Below are 15,637 nucleotides of genomic sequence, written 5' to 3' on the forward strand. Positions count from 1 at the left end.
GCGATGACAAGACTGACGGAGGAACCTCTCCAAAGTTTAATATAGTTCAACATGATTGCGGCGAATATCAGTTTTTCCAGAATATATCTCTATATTTCAACATCTTGCCTTAGGGGGAAATCAGAACCATCCAACAGGCAGGACAGATTTTGCCACGCCTAACACATACAATTAATCGTGAACGGTACCCATGCGGTACCTGACTGAGAAACTCTCGCAGGACCGGCAGCCTCGTGGAACGCCGATCAAGTCAAAGCCGCGCATCAATACGTTGCGACATCGACATGGATGCAGAGTTACAGCACCGGCATGACCTATTTAATAAAAAACTGATTATAGAAAATTAATAATAGATACATCTTCATAAAGGCAATAATCGAAACGTATTCATGTATAAAACAAATATGGAAACTGTAAATTGACGGGATATCCTCAATATCGAAAACAGCAACACCATACAAAAACGATAAAAATCAATTTGTATATGATGATCAGAATAGATCATACCATGGAAAAACTGGGGCGGGTGGATACAATCTTGATACAGACTATGGCCTGAGCAGCAGAGAAGATGAATCAGAAATGCTTAAAAATGAAAACATGAAGGAACTGTATCAGAATATAGATAGCAATTATAGCCGTCGGGCGACGCGCAACAGCAATCGTTGATCCGATAGCGGCGGACCGGTTCTATCTGTTTTCTAAAATCGGACTGCTTCCCAAATATTACGTTCTGGCGGCATGATCTTCCTCACCCTTATAGTGCGATGGATGGATCATGCGGCCAAGACTTTACCACCATGCTGCAAACAGCAAAGGGTGGGCGCATCAAGATTGCCCAGCATCAGCCCCCGCAAGACGAAGGCGCAGCCTTTTGCCACAGGCGCGGAATGGCCGGGTGGCGGAACCGCATCCGGACGTCATTTTCATCATGCTATCCGCAGGCCTTCGACGTGACATAAAAACGCCCGGTTAACGCGGCTGCGAAGATGGACGCACAGCACCAAATCACGCGTCAAAACTCATTTTGTTCTGGTTTTGTCGCCATGGCGCTTTTCTTTCCGGCATTAATCACTAAATTGGCGGCATGATTCACCATGGCGACGATATTCCCTTTTTTGATGACGACGACCCGGGCGCAGTGCCGCCGCGACGCGAGGGTAGCGGCATAGCGGCACGCGCCATGGCGGCGCGCCGTGAGCCCCCGGTCCCCGACTATCTCGGGGGGCTGAACCCGGAACAGCGCGATGCGGTTGTCTCCACGGAGGGACCGCTTCTGGTTCTGGCTGGCGCCGGCACCGGCAAAACGCGCGTTTTGACCACGCGGATCGCGCATATTCTGGCTTCCGGCAATGCCTATCCAAGCCAGATCCTCGCCGTGACCTTCACCAACAAGGCGGCGCGCGAGATGAAGGAACGCATTGGCGTTCTGGTCGGCGGTGCCGTTGAAGGCATGCCCTGGCTCGGCACCTTCCATTCGATCGGCGTCAAGCTGCTGCGCCGCCATGCCGAGCTTGCCGGCATCCGCTCCGACTTCACGATCCTCGACACCGATGATGTCATCCGCCTGATCAAGCAGCTGATTCAGGCTGAAGGTCTCGACGACAAACGCTGGCCGGCCCGACAGTTCGCTTCGATGATTGACGGCTGGAAGAACAAGGGGCTGACACCGAAGGATATCCCCGAAGGCGACGCCCGCGCCTTTGGCAACGGCCGTGGCCGCAAGCTGTATCAGGCCTATCAGGACCGGCTTAAAACGCTCAATGCCTGTGATTTCGGCGATCTTCTGCTGCATCCGATCCATATTTTCCGACAGCATCCCGACGTGCTGAAGGAATATCACAAGCGCTTCCGCTACATTCTGGTCGATGAGTATCAGGACACCAACACGGCACAATATATGTGGCTGCGGCTTCTGGCCCAGCGGCCAGGCAATGAGACCGGACCGGTGAATATCTGCTGCGTTGGTGATGATGACCAGTCGATCTATGGCTGGCGCGGCGCCGAGGTCGACAATATCCTCCGCTTCGAGAAGGATTTTCCCGGCGCAAAGGTAATCCGGCTGGAACGTAATTATCGCTCCACCGCTCATATCCTCGGAGCGGCCGGCCATCTGATCGCCCATAATGACGGCCGCCTCGGCAAAACGCTCTTCACCGATCGTGTCGACCCGGATGACGCCAAGGTGCAGGTGCACGCCGCCTGGGATTCAGAAGAGGAAGCCCGCGCTGTCGGCGAGGAAATCGAGCAGCTGCAGCGCCAGGGCGAAGCGCTGAACGACATGGCCATCCTGGTGCGCGCATCCTTCCAGATGCGCGAGTTCGAAGACCGCTTCGTCACGCTCGGTCTCAATTACCGGGTTATCGGCGGCCCGCGCTTCTATGAGCGCCTCGAGATCCGCGATGCCATGGCCTATTTCCGCATGGTTTGCCAGCCAGCCGATGATCTGGCGCTTGAACGGATCATCAATACGCCGAAACGCGGCCTTGGCGAAGCCTCGATCCGCAAGCTGCATGACCATGCGCGCGCCCGCAACATCCCTATGCTGGCTGCTGCGCGCGAGCTTTGTGATACCGACGAATTGAAGCCCAAGGCGCGTAAGGCGCTTTACGATGTCGTCACCCATTTCGACCGCTGGCAGGGCCTTCTGGAAACCACGCCGCATACGGAGCTGGCCGAAACGATTCTCGACGAGAGCGGCTATACGGAGATGTGGCAGAATGATCGTTCGGCAGAAGCGCCGGGCCGCCTTGAAAACCTGAAGGAACTGATCCGCTCCATGGATGGTTTCGAAAGCCTGCGCGGCTTTCTCGAACATGTATCGCTGGTCATGGATGCCGAGCAGGACGAAGATCTCGACGCCGTCTCAATCATGACTCTGCACTCGGCCAAGGGGCTGGAGTTCAAGACCGTCTTTCTGCCCGGCTGGGAAGAAGGCCTGTTCCCGCATCAGCGCGCGCTGGATGAGAGCGGCCGCGCAGGCCTCGAAGAAGAGCGGCGGCTTGCCTATGTCGGCCTCACCCGCGCCAAGCGAAACTGCCATATCTGGTTCGTTTCGAACCGCCGCATCCACGGCCTGTGGCAATCGACCATGCCGTCGCGCTTTCTTGATGAGCTGCCAGGCGATCATGTCGAGGTCGGAGAGACCGAAATGTCTTATGGCGGCTATGGGCAATCGCGCTTTGACCGTGCCGAACCCTTTGCCAATTCCTACGGCACACCAGGCTGGAAACGGGCACAGTCGCATCGCAGTGACGCCACGCGTGACAATTGGGGCAGCCGATCCGGTCATCAGGTCGAACGCATCGGCTACGGAGAAAGCGGACCAAGCGGCAAGACCATTGACGGCGAACTGGTAGCCCGGTCGGTGGAAACGACGCCGTCGCGCTTTGCGCCCGGAGACCGTGTTTTCCACATGAAGTTCGGCAATGGCAATATTGTCGCCATCGAAGGCAACAAATTGACGATCGACTTCGACAAGGCCGGCCGTAAACGTGTGCTTGAGGGTTTCATTCAGCCTGTGTGAACGATGCGGCTGGCTGCCTTGTCTGCATCGTCGAAAAGCGCAGCTGGCACATAGACTGGCTGTTCGTCAATACGCGTGAATTTGCGTGGCCTTCCTGCCCCAATTCGTCTTTTGGAAAGCTTTTTCTGCTGTATGCTTGTGTCGGATTTCATTGACGGAACCAAACGCGGTTCCGATGGCCCGAAACGAGAGAATGAAAACAAGGCGGGGTTCCTCAGCTATCTGGCTGCTTTCAGCTGATTTCTGGGCCCGGGCAATCGCCCGCGGGCTCGCGCTTGTGCTTTTGGTTTTGCTGACGGAGCCCCTCTTCCTGACGGAATTCGCCTTCGCCCAGAGCCATCTCGATTTCGGCGATGTGTTTGAAGACAGTCCGGTCGCCATGCTGATGGTGGATACTGACGATACGCAGATCCTGCGAGCCAATCGTGCCGCAGCGCGGTTTTACGGCTACAGCGTTGCAATGCTGGAGACCATGTCGATCAGCGAAATCAACCAGATGTCGCGTGACCAGATCCGCGAGGAAATGAGCCGGGCAAAACAATTGCAGCGAAACTATTTCCTGTTCCCGCACCGTTTCGCCGACGGCACCACAAAAACCGTCCGCGTGTTTTCCTGGCCGGTCCAGTATGCCGGATCAACCGTTTTGCTTTCCGTCATCTCCCATGCCGATGGCGAACAGGTTACCACCCAGTCGCTGGACGACTACACCAGCAAGCTCAACAAGGCGATCATGGACAGAAGCCATGAGCTTGACGAGACCTACAGGCTGTTCAGCCGCATTCTGACCGTGGCTCTTGTTGGCATGCTTGTGATTATCGCCCTTCTGGCTTTCAACATCGTTCGCCGCCGACGCCTCGTCCGGGAACTCGGACGGCAGCACCTTTTGCTCAGCGTGCTGATCGACGCCATTCCGGACCAGATCTATTTCAAACGCTCCGATGGTCGCTTCGTCACCTGCAACACCGCCGCTGCCACCTTTGTCGGCATGCCGAAGGAGATGATCGCCGGAAAAACCGATGCGGAGATCTTCGGTGCCAGCGAAGATGATCTGCTTCGCCGCCAGGTCTTCAGCGATGTCGGCGACAAGTCAACCTTGACGAATGAGGGAGAGATCATCGGACCGAGTGGCAATCGCCTGACCCTGGAAATGATCAAGGCCGCCGTCATCGACCCTGAAGGAAACCGGCTCGGCTCGGTCAGTGTCTGGCGTGATGTGAGCGAACGCCGGCGGACTGAAGAGCGCATCGAAATGCTGGCCTATTCTGACCCACTGACCGGGCTTGCGAACCGCGCACGCGCCTATGATGTCGTCTCCGACTATCTCAAGAGCCCGGAACACCGGAGCGGTTTTGCCGCTCTGATCCTCTTCGACCTAGACAATTTCGCCGCACTCAATTCGATCTTCGGCCATGACGTCGGCGACGGTTTGCTGTGCACGGTCGCAAGCCGCCTGTCCAACAATCTGCGCCCCGGCAGCATGGTTGCGCGCATTTCCAGCGATGAGTTCGTCCTTCTTCTCACCGGCCTCGGCGATGACGAAGAGACCGCACGAAACCGCACTGCAGAGGAGTTACAGCGGCTTCACACATCCGTTGGCGCCTCCGCTATGGTGCGTTCACGTCACATAACGCCAAGTTCAAGCGCGGGTGTCATTCTTTTCGGACGCCAACGCACCAGTGTTGATGATCTGCTGCGCCGTGCCGACCTGGCACTGCACAATGCCAAGGAGCGCGGTCGCGGCCAGATGGCCTGGTTCCAGCCAGACATGGTCAATGACCTTGTCGAGCGTTTCGACATAGAACGCGATCTGCAGAACGCTCTTCTGCACGACCGCTTCCAGATCTACCTCCAGCCGAAAATCTCGACGGCCTTTGCCGGCAACTATTACGAGGCTCTGCTCAGGCTCAATCACCCGATCCGCGGCATTATCGGCCCCGATCATTTCATCAGCATTGCCGAAAGCACTGGCATGATCCTTGCCATCGGAGGCTGGGTTCTGGACCAGAGTGCCCGGCTGCTGCGCGCACATCCCGATATCCACCTGTCCGTGAATGTTTCCGTCCAGCAATTGCTGCAGGATAATTTCGTCGAGCGGCTGGAGCGGCTGATCGCTACCTATCATTTTGACCCTGCACATCTGACGCTGGAAATGACGGAGACGCTCGTCATCGCTAACTTCGAAATGGTTTCGACGCGGTTGAAGCAGGTCCGCGCGCTGGGCATTCGCCTGTCCATCGACGATTTCGGCACGGGCTATTCCGCCCTCATTTATCTGAAGCGGTTGCCGATCGATGAATTGAAGATCGACCGGAGCTTCGTTGCCGGCGTTCCCGATGACAGCAGCGACACTTCGCTGGTCGAATTCATCGTCGCCGTTGCCCGCCATCTGCATCTGTCGCTGGTGGCCGAGGGCGTTGAAAACAAGAAACAGGAAGCCTGGCTGCGCGAACGGGGTTGCGAATTCCTGCAGGGCTATCTCTACAGCGAGCCAAAGCCGGTCGACCATTTTCTGAAACACCGGCCTGAGTGAATCAGATCAACGCTCCAGATCGCCTGATTTGCACATCTGTTTGGCGAGAAGAAACGGCGTCCGATTTTCGGGCCGATACTGTAGGCCCTTCCCATCCGGCATGATCCTGTTGCATGCTATGCCCCTCATGTAATTCCAGAATAATCCCATCGGAAAGTCTTACCCATGAAAGCGCTCCTGCTCGTCGACATCCAGAACGGGTTCTGCCCTGGCGGGAATCTCGCAGTTGAGGACGGCGATGCCGTCGTCGCCGTCGCAAACCATCTGATTGAGACCGGTGGCTACGACCTCGTCATTGCCTCGCAGGACTGGCATCCACCAGGCCACGGTTCCTTCGCCTCGGCGCATCCAGGCAAGGCACCATTTGACATGGGAGAACTGGCCGGAAAGCCTCAGGTCATGTGGCCGGATCACTGCATCCAGGAAACGGCGGACGCCGATTTCCATCCCGATCTCAAGACAGAGGCGATCCACTACATCCAGCAAAAGGGCATGGATCCGACCGTCGATTCCTATTCGGCCTTTCGTGATAATGACCACAATGCCAAAACTGGTCTTGATGCCTGGCTGCGCGCTCAAAACGTCGACACGCTCGATGTCATGGGCCTTGCGACCGATTTCTGCGTCAAGTTCACTGCGCTCGACGCTCACGAAATGTTGCCCGGCATCGAGGTCCGGCTGATCGCCGATGGCTGCCGCGGCATCAGCGCCGAAGGCGTGGCAACGGCGCTCGCGGAGCTGCGGCAAGCCGGCATAAGCGTGATCGACAGCAAGGACGCCTGAGGTCTCAAACCGGCTTTTCAAGAAGCAGGATCTGGTCGGCGAGATCTTCCAGCCGGCTGGTCAGAACGCCATGCGCATCGCGCAGGCCCTGATTATAAAAGAGCGGCCCGAATTCGCGGGTGAGGAAATCGAAGAAGAGTTCAGCCTGCAATTGCCCGGTCTCGCATTCAAGCTCTGTTTCAAGATAGTCGCGCAAACTGGCGGCGAAGGCCGTTTTTTCTGAACGCGAAAATTCAATCATGGCCCTGTCCTTCATTGATGGGTGGATCAACAATTCTTGTTTGAATTCCGGCCAAGACCATTTCATGATCCGGCCTTCACGTGAAAGAAGACAAATGAATACAGACGGATTTTTCGCCGGGCTCAAGGATGGCCTTGTGCCTGCCCTCTCGGCCGCGCCTTTCGGCGTCCTGTTCGGCGCTGTGGCAGTCGCACAGGGCCAGACGGTTTTCGAAACCGCGCTCATGAGCTTCACGATCTTCGCCGGTGCCAGCCAGCTGGTCGGCGTGGAACTGTTCGGCCACCGCGTTGCTGCCTGGATCATTATTCTCTCCATCGTGGCGGTCAATTTCCGGCACGTGCTCTATTCGGCGGCCATGACGCCGGCGATCACCCATTTCAGCCTGGCGCAAAAGGCGATCGCCTTCTTCCTGATGACCGACCCGCAATTTGCCGAAACGCTGAAGCGTCATGAAAAGGGCCATGGCGTCAGCTTCGTCTGGTATCTAGGTGTAGGGCTCTGCCTCTATGGCCTCTGGAACCTCATGACACTGATCGGCGCGACGCTTGGCGGCTTCATCGACAATCCGGCGGCCCTTGGCCTCGATATCCTGCTGCCGATCTATTTCCTCAACCTCGTTATCGGCTTCAGGAAGCGCGACAATTTTCTGCCGGTCGTCCTCGTCTCAGCACTGTGCTCGGTCATCGCCTATGCCACAATCGGCTCACCCTGGCATGTCAGCATCGGTGCGCTGGCCGGTGTCGCACTCGCGGCCGCCCTGCCGCCCAAGACAGGCAAGGAGGCGAAAGCATGAACGGCTTCACCGATCAGCACATGATCATCGTGATCCTGCTTGCCGCCATTGCCACCTATCTCACCCGCATTGCCGGCTATGTGCTGCTGTCGGTGATGACCAACATTCCGCCGCGCGCCGAAGCAGCCCTTAATGCCATTCCGGCCGCGGTGCTGACCACGCTGGTCGCACCTGCATTTTATGCCGGCGGATGGGAGGCGAAGATTGCCATTGCCGCCGCGCTCGTGACCGGTCTCAAATTCGCCTCACCGCTACCGATGATCGGTGTCGGCTGGTCACTGGTGATGATCCTGCGCTATTTCGTGATTGCCTGAAAAGTCAGGCAATCACATGGTTTAGCCGATTTTTTTCAAGTCAGTGGACGGGTCGCCGCCTCCAGCCAGTCCCGCTCCGCAGCATCGGTAACAAGCGGCAAGAGCTTCTCACGCACAGCGCCATGATAGGCGTCCAGCCAGACAAGTTCCTCACGCGTCAGCAGGGCAGTATCAATCAGACGGGCGTCAATCGGGCACCAGGTCAGTGTTTCGAAGCCAAGCATCGGCCGGTCGCCGCCAGCAACCGGTGCGGCTTCCGTCACCACAAGCAGGTTCTCGATCCGAATGCCGAATTTTCCCGGCAGATAATAGCCGGGCTCATTCGAAATGATCATGCCCGGTTTCAACTCAGCACTGCCGGCGCGCGAAATGCGCTGCGGCCCTTCATGCACAGAAAGATAGGAGCCGACGCCGTGGCCAGTGCCATGGCCGAAATCAGCACCAGCCTTCCATAATGCGATGCGCGCCAGCGGATCGATATCCTGCCCGCGGGTGCCAACCGGGAAGCGCGCAGCCGAAATCGCGATCATGCCCTTTAGAACGAGCGTGAAGAAACGCTTCTGCTCGGCAGGCACGGTACCGATGGCAAATGTGCGTGTAATATCGGTCGTACCATTTTGGTATTGTCCGCCCGAATCGACAAGATACATTTCGCCCGCCTGCAGCATGCGGTTGGTATCGGTTGTGACCCGGTAGTGGATGATGGCGGCATTCGGCCCGGCACCGGAAATCGTTTCAAAGGAAATGTCTTTCAGCGGGTTCTGCATACGATCACCGGTTTTCCGGCGGGCATCCTCCAGCGCCTCGGCCGCCGCGATCTCGCTAACGCTGCCGGGGTCCTGGCGATCAAGCCAGGCGAGGAACGAAACCATCGCCACACCGTCCTGCAGATGCGCCTGACGCGAGCCGGAAAGCTCCGCCCCATTCTTGACCGCGCGCGCAAGGACCACCGGGTCAGGCTGCCCCTCCCAGATCCCGCCAGCGCCTTCGATCAGGCGAACGACAGCAAAGGGCGCCTGGGCCGGATCAAGCAGCATTGTCGCCTTCGCCTTTGCCAGTTCGCTGACGGCGGGACCAAATTCTTCCGGCGGCGCCAGTCCGGCAAGCGGAGTGAGATATTCCCGCACTTCATCATCGATCTTGTCCGGATCAATGAAAATCATCGCCGTGCCATCCCTGCGGATGATCGCGCGCGACAGCGGCGATGGCGTGTGAGCGACATCAAGGCCGCGAATATTGAACAGCCAGGCAACAGCCGTCGGATCACTCACCAGCAGCGCATCGGCATGTTTGCCCGCCAGCATGGCGGCAATAGCTCCAAGCTTTCCGCGGGCTGGCTCACCGGCCAGATGATCGGGCTGGATCGAGATCTTTCCCATGGGCTCGGCCGGGCGGTCAGACCAGATGCGATCGACCGGATTGGCATCAACCAGAACCAGTCCGCCGCCGAAACCGGCAAGCGCCTGCTTCAGCTGCTCGACCTCTTTGAGCGTATGCAGCCAGGGGTCTATGCCGAGTTTCAGCCCATGCGGCTTCCGCCCGGCGAGAAAGACATGCGGCGGCGCACCGACAAGGTCGCCAGCCGATATCAGCGCCGGGTCCACCTGGGCAGCAAGCTGGGTCGTATAGCGCCCGTCGACAAACACAATGGCAGTCTCTTCCATGATTAGTGCAATACCGGCGGAACCTGTAAAGCCGGTCAGAAAGGCCAGCCGCTCTGCTGAAGGTGGCAGATATTCACCCTGATACGCATCGGCGTGGGGTACCAGAAAAGCGTTGATCCCGAGTTCGGGGAATAGTGCGCGCAGGGCGGCAATGCGCGGCGCGGCCTGATCGGGACGGGAAACGACTTCAAAGGACTGAAACATTGGAACACCCGGAAATTGCGCCGGACTACGCCACGAAGCAGGGACGTACCGGCAGGCAGAAAATGCAATGCGCCAGGCCAGAACCTGACGGGACCTGCGAACAATATCTGCGCCGGACACAGCCTGCAAGCAACGGCCGGCCCGCCCCTGGCAACGGAAAAGCTGCCGACATCACTGCGTTCTTGAAGAATGACAGAGGAACAGGGCAAGCTGCTTAATTTCAAGGCACAACATGGCCAATCATAAGGCCAATCCAACGGTTCATGCGCCTATTGCATGGCTCCCATGAGACAGACCACCTGCCTCACAGGGGTTGTACGGCCTATATAGGGTTCAGTTAATTGATCAAGACGTCGTTTGAGACGCGGAGCTGAGAAAAGAGTTCGAAGCCTGCCTCACGACGAACATAGGACCGGCGAAAAACCGAGCGCCGATCCTGGAACAAGGAGAGATAAAATGGGTATCTTCCGTAACGCTTACAAGAACATCACCGAAGCCCGCCAGCGTCAGGCTGACCGTTATGTCAACGGCGCCCTGATGAACCTTGACGACGCTTCGCTGAAGGCCATGGGTACGTCCCGCGCCGAGCTGCGCCGCAAGGGCACCTCTGGCTACCTGCTCTGATGCCGGTCTGGCCGATCCATCCTCCCAGGACCGGTTTGAACCAGCCAGAAAGATCTGCTTGAGCGACCCGCTCGCGGATCACGATCAGGAAACTGATCAAAGGCGGTGCCTCTGGCGCCGCCTTTTCTATTGCTGAAAGTTCAGCATTTCCTCGAAAGACGACGCACAAATCACTAGTCAGCCTTGGGGAAAAGCAGTTCGACAATATATTGTGCATCGAAGCGGGTATCGAGCATGCCGTAGCTTGAGCGCCATCCCGCAGCCAGCCGGGTTTCCAGATAGGCATCGGCAATGCGCCCCGCGCCGAGGCGATAAAGCTCTGCCGCCGCTGCGGCATGGGCAAGCTGTTCGACAAAGATACGCGCGGCACTGGGATCGGAACGGCACAGCGCCATCGCCGCGCGCAGCACCTCGATGATCTTCACCCCCGAACTGCCAAGATCGCGCGCGATCAAGCGGAACACGGCGTCGAACAGATCCGCGCCGTGCTCGACAACCTTGAGAAGGTCGAGCGCCATCATGTTGCCGCCGCCATCGAGAATGGCGAGCGCCGGTGCATCGCGGTAATGCCGTGCCAGCACGCGGTCCTCGCTGTAACCATTGCCGCCCATCACCTCCATGGTTTCAGCAATGACGGCCGGAGCGATCTTGGTGGCGAGATAACGCGTTACCGGCGTCATGACACGGGCATAGGCAGCTTCCTCGCCGCTATCGCGCGCCCGGTCGAATGATTCGGCCAGGCGGAATGAAAGCGCGCCAGCAGCGCCCACATCCAGCGCCAGATCGGCCAGCACCCTGAGCATGAGCGGCTGGGAGACAAGTGCTCGGCCCTGGACAAGGCGCGCCCGGCTGGCATGCACCGCCTCCGCCAGTGCCGCACGCATCAGACCACTGGAGATGACCGCTTGATCCAGCCGCATCAGCGTCAGCATATCCAGCACTGTGCGGCTGCCCTCGCCCGGCCCGCCAAGCAGGAAACCGAACACATCGGCAAATTCCATCTCGACCACGCCGACAGAACGCATTCCGAGCAGATCCTTGATCCGCTGGAAACGCAGGCCATTTGGCTGGCCATCATCCAGAATGCGCGGCACGATGAAGCAGCCAATCCCGGCCTCGGTCTGCGCCAGCATGATGAAGGCATCGCTCATCGGGGCGGCAACGGACCATTTGTGTCCGCTTAAGCGATAGATCCCCTCGCCCACGCGCTCGGCACGGGTGGTTACGGCTTTCATGTCGCTGCCGACCTGCTTTTCGGTAATGGCAAGGCCCACGGTCACAGCCGATTTCTGCCCGTTTGGCCGCATGGTCGAATCATAGCGCCGCGACAATATTTTCGGTGCCCAGATCGCGCGCAATTGCGGCGATGCCGCCAGTACGGAAACCGCAGCCGATGTCGATGACATCGGCAGAAGATGACCGCATTCCAGCTGCGCACTCAAAAACATCCGCACGGCTCTGATCTTGTGCGCCTTGCTGCGCGAATCAGCATCAAGCGGCGGCTCCCACAGCGAAGCATGCAGGCCCGACGACATGGAGCGACGCATCAGCGCATGCCAGGCGGGGTGATATTCAACACTGTCAATGCGTTCACCAGCCGGACCATGCGTCTTCAGGATCGGCGCGTGGATATTGGCCATTCGGGCCAGTTCCTGCGCTTCAGCAGATGTTACATGACGCCCGAGCGTCACCAGATCATCCTTGAGCGGCTTTGAAAGACTGCGCGTCAGATCCCCCAGCAGCGGATCCGACTGATAGGCATTGATGCCCGTAAACGGCCTCGGCTGATTGAGTTGACTATATATCGTGTCAGACCGGCTTGGCGTCATTCGGATCACTTCTCTTCAGGCAATGGCAGCAGTTGGCACGCCGGAACGCACCGTGTCAAACCCGGGTAACAATGCCATGAGGCGCTTGCAGGGCGGGCGCGCAGCCATTATAGACCGCAAGACCCCATACGGAGGAAAGCTTTATGGTCTTCTTTCCCCATCGCCATCTGATCGGCATTCAGGGCTTATCCCCTGTCGATATTGAAACCCTTCTCGACAAGGCCGAAGAGGCGATCGAGCTCAATCGCGCCCGCGAGAAGAAAACATCCACATTACGCGGCCTCACCCAGATCAACCTGTTCTTCGAGGCATCGACCCGTACCCAGGCATCGTTCGAGCTGGCCGGAAAGCGGCTCGGCGCCGATGTCATGAATATGTCGGTCGGCAATTCATCCGTCAAAAAGGGTGAAACGCTGATCGATACCGCCATGACGCTGAACGCCATGCACCCGGACGTCTTGGTGATCCGCCATTCCTCGGCGGGCGCGGCCGCGCTTTTATCACGCAAGGTGGCCTGCTCGGTTGTCAATGCCGGCGACGGCGCTCACGAACACCCGACCCAGGCATTGCTGGACGCGCTGACGATCCGTCGCGCCAAGGGGCGCCTTGACAATATCATCGTGACGATCTGCGGCGACATTCTTCACTCCCGTGTCGCCCGCTCCAATATCATCCTCTTGAACACCATGGGTGCCCGTGTGCGGGTTGTCGGTCCGGCAACATTGCTGCCGGCGGGCATGCGCGACATGAGCGTCGAAGTGTTCGATACGATGGAAGAAGGGCTGAAGGGCGCCGATGTCGTGATGATGCTGCGCCTGCAGCGCGAGCGCATGGCCGGCTCCTTCGTCCCTTCAGTGCGGGAATATTTCCGCTTCTGGGGACTGGATGCCGAAAAGCTGAAGGCTGCCAAGGAAGACGCGCTGGTCATGCATCCCGGCCCGATGAACCGCGGCGTCGAAATCGCCACCGATGTTGCCGATGGGCCGCAAAGCGTGATCGAAAAGCAGGTGGAAATGGGCGTTGCCGTTCGCATGGCCGTGATGGAGACGCTGATGCTGTCTGAAAATGGAGGGCCACGCCTATGACAACGCTGGTTCTGACCAATGCGCGGGTCATTGATCCCTCGCGCGATCTCGATGCCAGAGGCACCATCATCGTCAAGGACGGCATCATTGCCGCAGCCGGACCGGAAGCGACGAACCAGGGCATTCCCGAGGGCGCCGAGGTGGTCGACTGCGAAGGCCTTGTTGCAACGCCGGGTCTGGTGGATGCGCATGTCTTCGTCGGCGAACCCGGCCTTGAGCATACCGAGACTATCGAATCGGCAAGCCATGCGGCAGCGGCGGGCGGCATCACCTCCTTCATCATGATGCCGGACACCAATCCGCCGATCGATGACATTGCCCTGCTCGAATTTGTTTTGAAGACCGCCCGTGACAATGCGGTCGTCAACATCTATCCGGCCGCAGCCCTGACCAAGGGGCTGAAGGGCACGGAGATGACGGAAGTTGGCCTGCTGAAGGAAGAAGGCGCCGTTGCCTTCACCAATTGCCAGCATCCGATCGCCGATAACCGCGTGCTGCGCCGGGCAATGACCTATGCCCGCTCCTTCGACAGCGTCGTGTCACTGGAGCCGCGCGACCCCTATCTCTCGGCAGGCGACATGAATGAAGGCCTGTTTGCCAGTTGGCTCGGGCTGGCGGGCATTCCCCGCGAGGCGGAAATCATTCCGCTGGAGCGTGACCTGCGTCTGGCCGCCCTGACTGGCGTGCGCTATCACGCCGCCAAGATCTCCGTGCCACAATCCACCGAGGCCATCCGGGTCGCCCGCGAGCGTGGCGCCAATGTCTCAAGCGGCATCTCGATCAACCATCTGACGCTCAACGAGCACGACATCGGCGAATACCGCACCTTCTTCAAGCTATCGCCGCCACTCAGAGCCGAAGAAGACAGGCTTGCCATGGTCGAGGCGCTGAAGAACGGGCTGATCGACATCATTGTCTCCTCACATGACCCGCAGGACGTTGATACCAAGCGCCTGCCCTTCTCGGAAGCGGAAAACGGCGCGATCGGGCTGGAAACCATGCTCTCGGCCGCCCTTCGCCTGCACCATTCGGGCGAGGTTCCGCTGATGCGGTTGATTGATGCGCTTTCGACCAGACCGGCAAGGCTGTTCGGGCTCGAAGCCGGAACGTTGAAAGCCGGCGCGCGCGCCGATATCACGCTGATAGACCTGGAGGAGCCGTGGCTTGTCGGGCCGGACACGATCCGTTCACGCTCGAAAAACACGACCTTTGAAGATGCCCGGTTTTCCGGGCGCGCCGTCGCTACCTATGTCGGCGGCAAGCGCGTTTATCAGCGCAGCCTCTAGAACCGTTGCGGCAAAGCCGAGAAAGCGTTTGCCGCAACAATTGCGTCGAAAACAATGATAGCGCATTTTCGCATGAAATTCGGAAATGCTCCGACAACAGTCCAGAAGGACCGGCCCCATGACTGAGCTCCTTTCCTTTCACGTGACCCTGGCGCAGGCGGCCATTGTACTGGCTGGCGGCTATGTGCTGGGATCGATCCCGTTTGGACTGCTGATCACCCGGATCGCCGGGCTCGGTGATATCCGCAAGGTCGGTTCAGGCAATATCGGCGCCACCAATGTTCTGAGAACCGGAAAACGCCATCTTGCTGCGCTGACGCTGCTGCTGGATGCCTTCAAGGCGACCGCCGCCGCCATTCTCGCCACCACACTTTACGGTCATGATGCCGGTATATTGGCGGCGTTCGCAGCCTTTATCGGCCATCTTTTTCCCGTCTGGCTCGGTTTCAAGGGCGGCAAGGGCGTTGCAACCTATATCGGCGCACTTCTGGGGCTTGCACCTGCCGTCGTGTTGATTTTCGCCTTTGTCTGGCTGCTGGTTGCGCGCCTCAGCCGCTATTCGTCACTCGCGGCACTTGTTGCAACCCTTGTCATCCCGGTTGCATTGTGGATAATGAGGCAACCAGAAATGTCACTTGTTTTTGCTGTCATGACATTAATTTCGTGGTGGCGGCACAAGGCGAATATCGAGCGCTTGATTTCCGGCACCGAAAGCCGGATCGGAGATAAGGGATGAATGCAGACCGGCACCATGGAAT

Annotated in this window: 12 protein-coding genes; 9 read left to right on the forward strand and 3 right to left on the reverse strand. The window is 58.4% G+C overall.

Features of this window, described 5'->3' with window-relative positions:
- Positions 1-1,087: 1,087 nt before the first annotated feature.
- The 3 genes from FJU08_RS18420 (at position 1,088) to pncA (ending at position 6,839) form a co-directional block, all read left to right on the forward strand.
- The gene (locus FJU08_RS18420; protein WP_141150515.1) at positions 1,088-3,526 is read left to right on the forward strand and encodes an ATP-dependent helicase; all 2,439 of its coding nucleotides are present in this window, start codon (positions 1,088-1,090) and stop codon (positions 3,524-3,526) included.
- Between the two features lie 193 nt (positions 3,527-3,719).
- Positions 3,720-6,056 carry a sensor domain-containing phosphodiesterase gene (locus tag FJU08_RS18425; protein WP_181409919.1) on the forward strand — a complete coding sequence of 779 codons (2,337 nt, stop codon included), beginning with the start codon at positions 3,720-3,722 and terminating at the stop codon, positions 6,054-6,056.
- A gap of 165 nt (positions 6,057-6,221) precedes the next feature.
- Entirely contained in the window at positions 6,222-6,839 is a 618-nt protein-coding gene (pncA, locus tag FJU08_RS18430) for a bifunctional nicotinamidase/pyrazinamidase (RefSeq protein WP_141150517.1), read from the forward strand.
- A 4-nt stretch (positions 6,840-6,843) separates the two neighbouring features.
- Here the strand turns inward: pncA and FJU08_RS18435 are convergent, their stop codons facing one another.
- Positions 6,844-7,080 carry a DUF2164 domain-containing protein gene (locus FJU08_RS18435; protein ID WP_141150518.1) on the reverse strand — a complete coding sequence of 79 codons (237 nt, stop codon included), beginning with the start codon at positions 7,078-7,080 and terminating at the stop codon, positions 6,844-6,846.
- A gap of 94 nt (positions 7,081-7,174) precedes the next feature.
- Here FJU08_RS18435 and FJU08_RS18440 point away from each other — a divergent pair, with 94 nt between their 5' ends.
- Together FJU08_RS18440 and FJU08_RS18445 are read left to right on the forward strand one after the other, a co-directional pair.
- Positions 7,175-7,873 (forward strand): AzlC family ABC transporter permease, encoded by a 699-nt coding sequence (locus FJU08_RS18440; protein WP_141150519.1) that lies wholly within the window; start codon positions 7,175-7,177, stop codon positions 7,871-7,873.
- Complete coding sequence (locus FJU08_RS18445; RefSeq protein ID WP_141150520.1) at positions 7,870-8,187, forward strand: AzlD family protein; 318 nt, start codon at positions 7,870-7,872, stop codon at positions 8,185-8,187. The genes FJU08_RS18440 and FJU08_RS18445 overlap by 4 nt, the downstream gene beginning before the upstream one ends.
- Positions 8,188-8,222: 35 nt before the next feature.
- Here FJU08_RS18445 and FJU08_RS18450 read toward each other — a convergent pair whose 3' ends face one another.
- Positions 8,223-10,055, reverse strand: coding sequence for an aminopeptidase P family protein (locus tag FJU08_RS18450; RefSeq protein ID WP_141150521.1), 1,833 nt, complete (start codon positions 10,053-10,055; stop codon positions 8,223-8,225).
- Positions 10,056-10,511: 456 nt separating this feature from the next.
- On the opposite strand from FJU08_RS18450, the gene FJU08_RS22835 reads away from it, so the two are divergent.
- Positions 10,512-10,679: a hypothetical protein gene (locus tag FJU08_RS22835; RefSeq protein WP_181409920.1), complete on the forward strand. Its 168-nt coding sequence runs from the start codon at positions 10,512-10,514 to the stop codon at positions 10,677-10,679.
- Positions 10,680-10,852: 173 nt separating this feature from the next.
- On the opposite strand, the gene FJU08_RS18455 is transcribed toward FJU08_RS22835, so the two are convergent.
- The gene (locus tag FJU08_RS18455) at positions 10,853-12,508 is read right to left on the reverse strand and encodes an acyl-CoA dehydrogenase family protein (RefSeq protein WP_141150522.1); all 1,656 of its coding nucleotides are present in this window, start codon (positions 12,506-12,508) and stop codon (positions 10,853-10,855) included.
- A gap of 143 nt (positions 12,509-12,651) precedes the next feature.
- Between FJU08_RS18455 and FJU08_RS18460 the strand changes: the two genes are divergently transcribed.
- The 3 genes from FJU08_RS18460 (at position 12,652) to plsY (ending at position 15,615) form a co-directional block, all read left to right on the forward strand.
- A complete protein-coding gene (locus tag FJU08_RS18460) occupies positions 12,652-13,593 on the forward strand; it encodes an aspartate carbamoyltransferase catalytic subunit (RefSeq protein WP_141150523.1) in 942 nt (313 codons plus the stop codon).
- The gene (locus FJU08_RS18465; protein ID WP_141150524.1) at positions 13,590-14,879 is read left to right on the forward strand and encodes a dihydroorotase; all 1,290 of its coding nucleotides are present in this window, start codon (positions 13,590-13,592) and stop codon (positions 14,877-14,879) included. The genes FJU08_RS18460 and FJU08_RS18465 overlap by 4 nt, the downstream gene beginning before the upstream one ends.
- Positions 14,880-14,997: 118 nt before the next feature.
- Positions 14,998-15,615, forward strand: coding sequence for a glycerol-3-phosphate 1-O-acyltransferase PlsY (gene plsY, locus FJU08_RS18470; protein ID WP_141150525.1), 618 nt, complete (start codon positions 14,998-15,000; stop codon positions 15,613-15,615).
- The last annotated feature ends 22 nt before the right edge of the window (positions 15,616-15,637 follow it).

The sequence above is a fragment of the Martelella alba genome (genome assembly GCF_006516955.1).
Lineage (GTDB): Bacteria > Pseudomonadota > Alphaproteobacteria > Rhizobiales > Rhizobiaceae > Martelella > Martelella alba.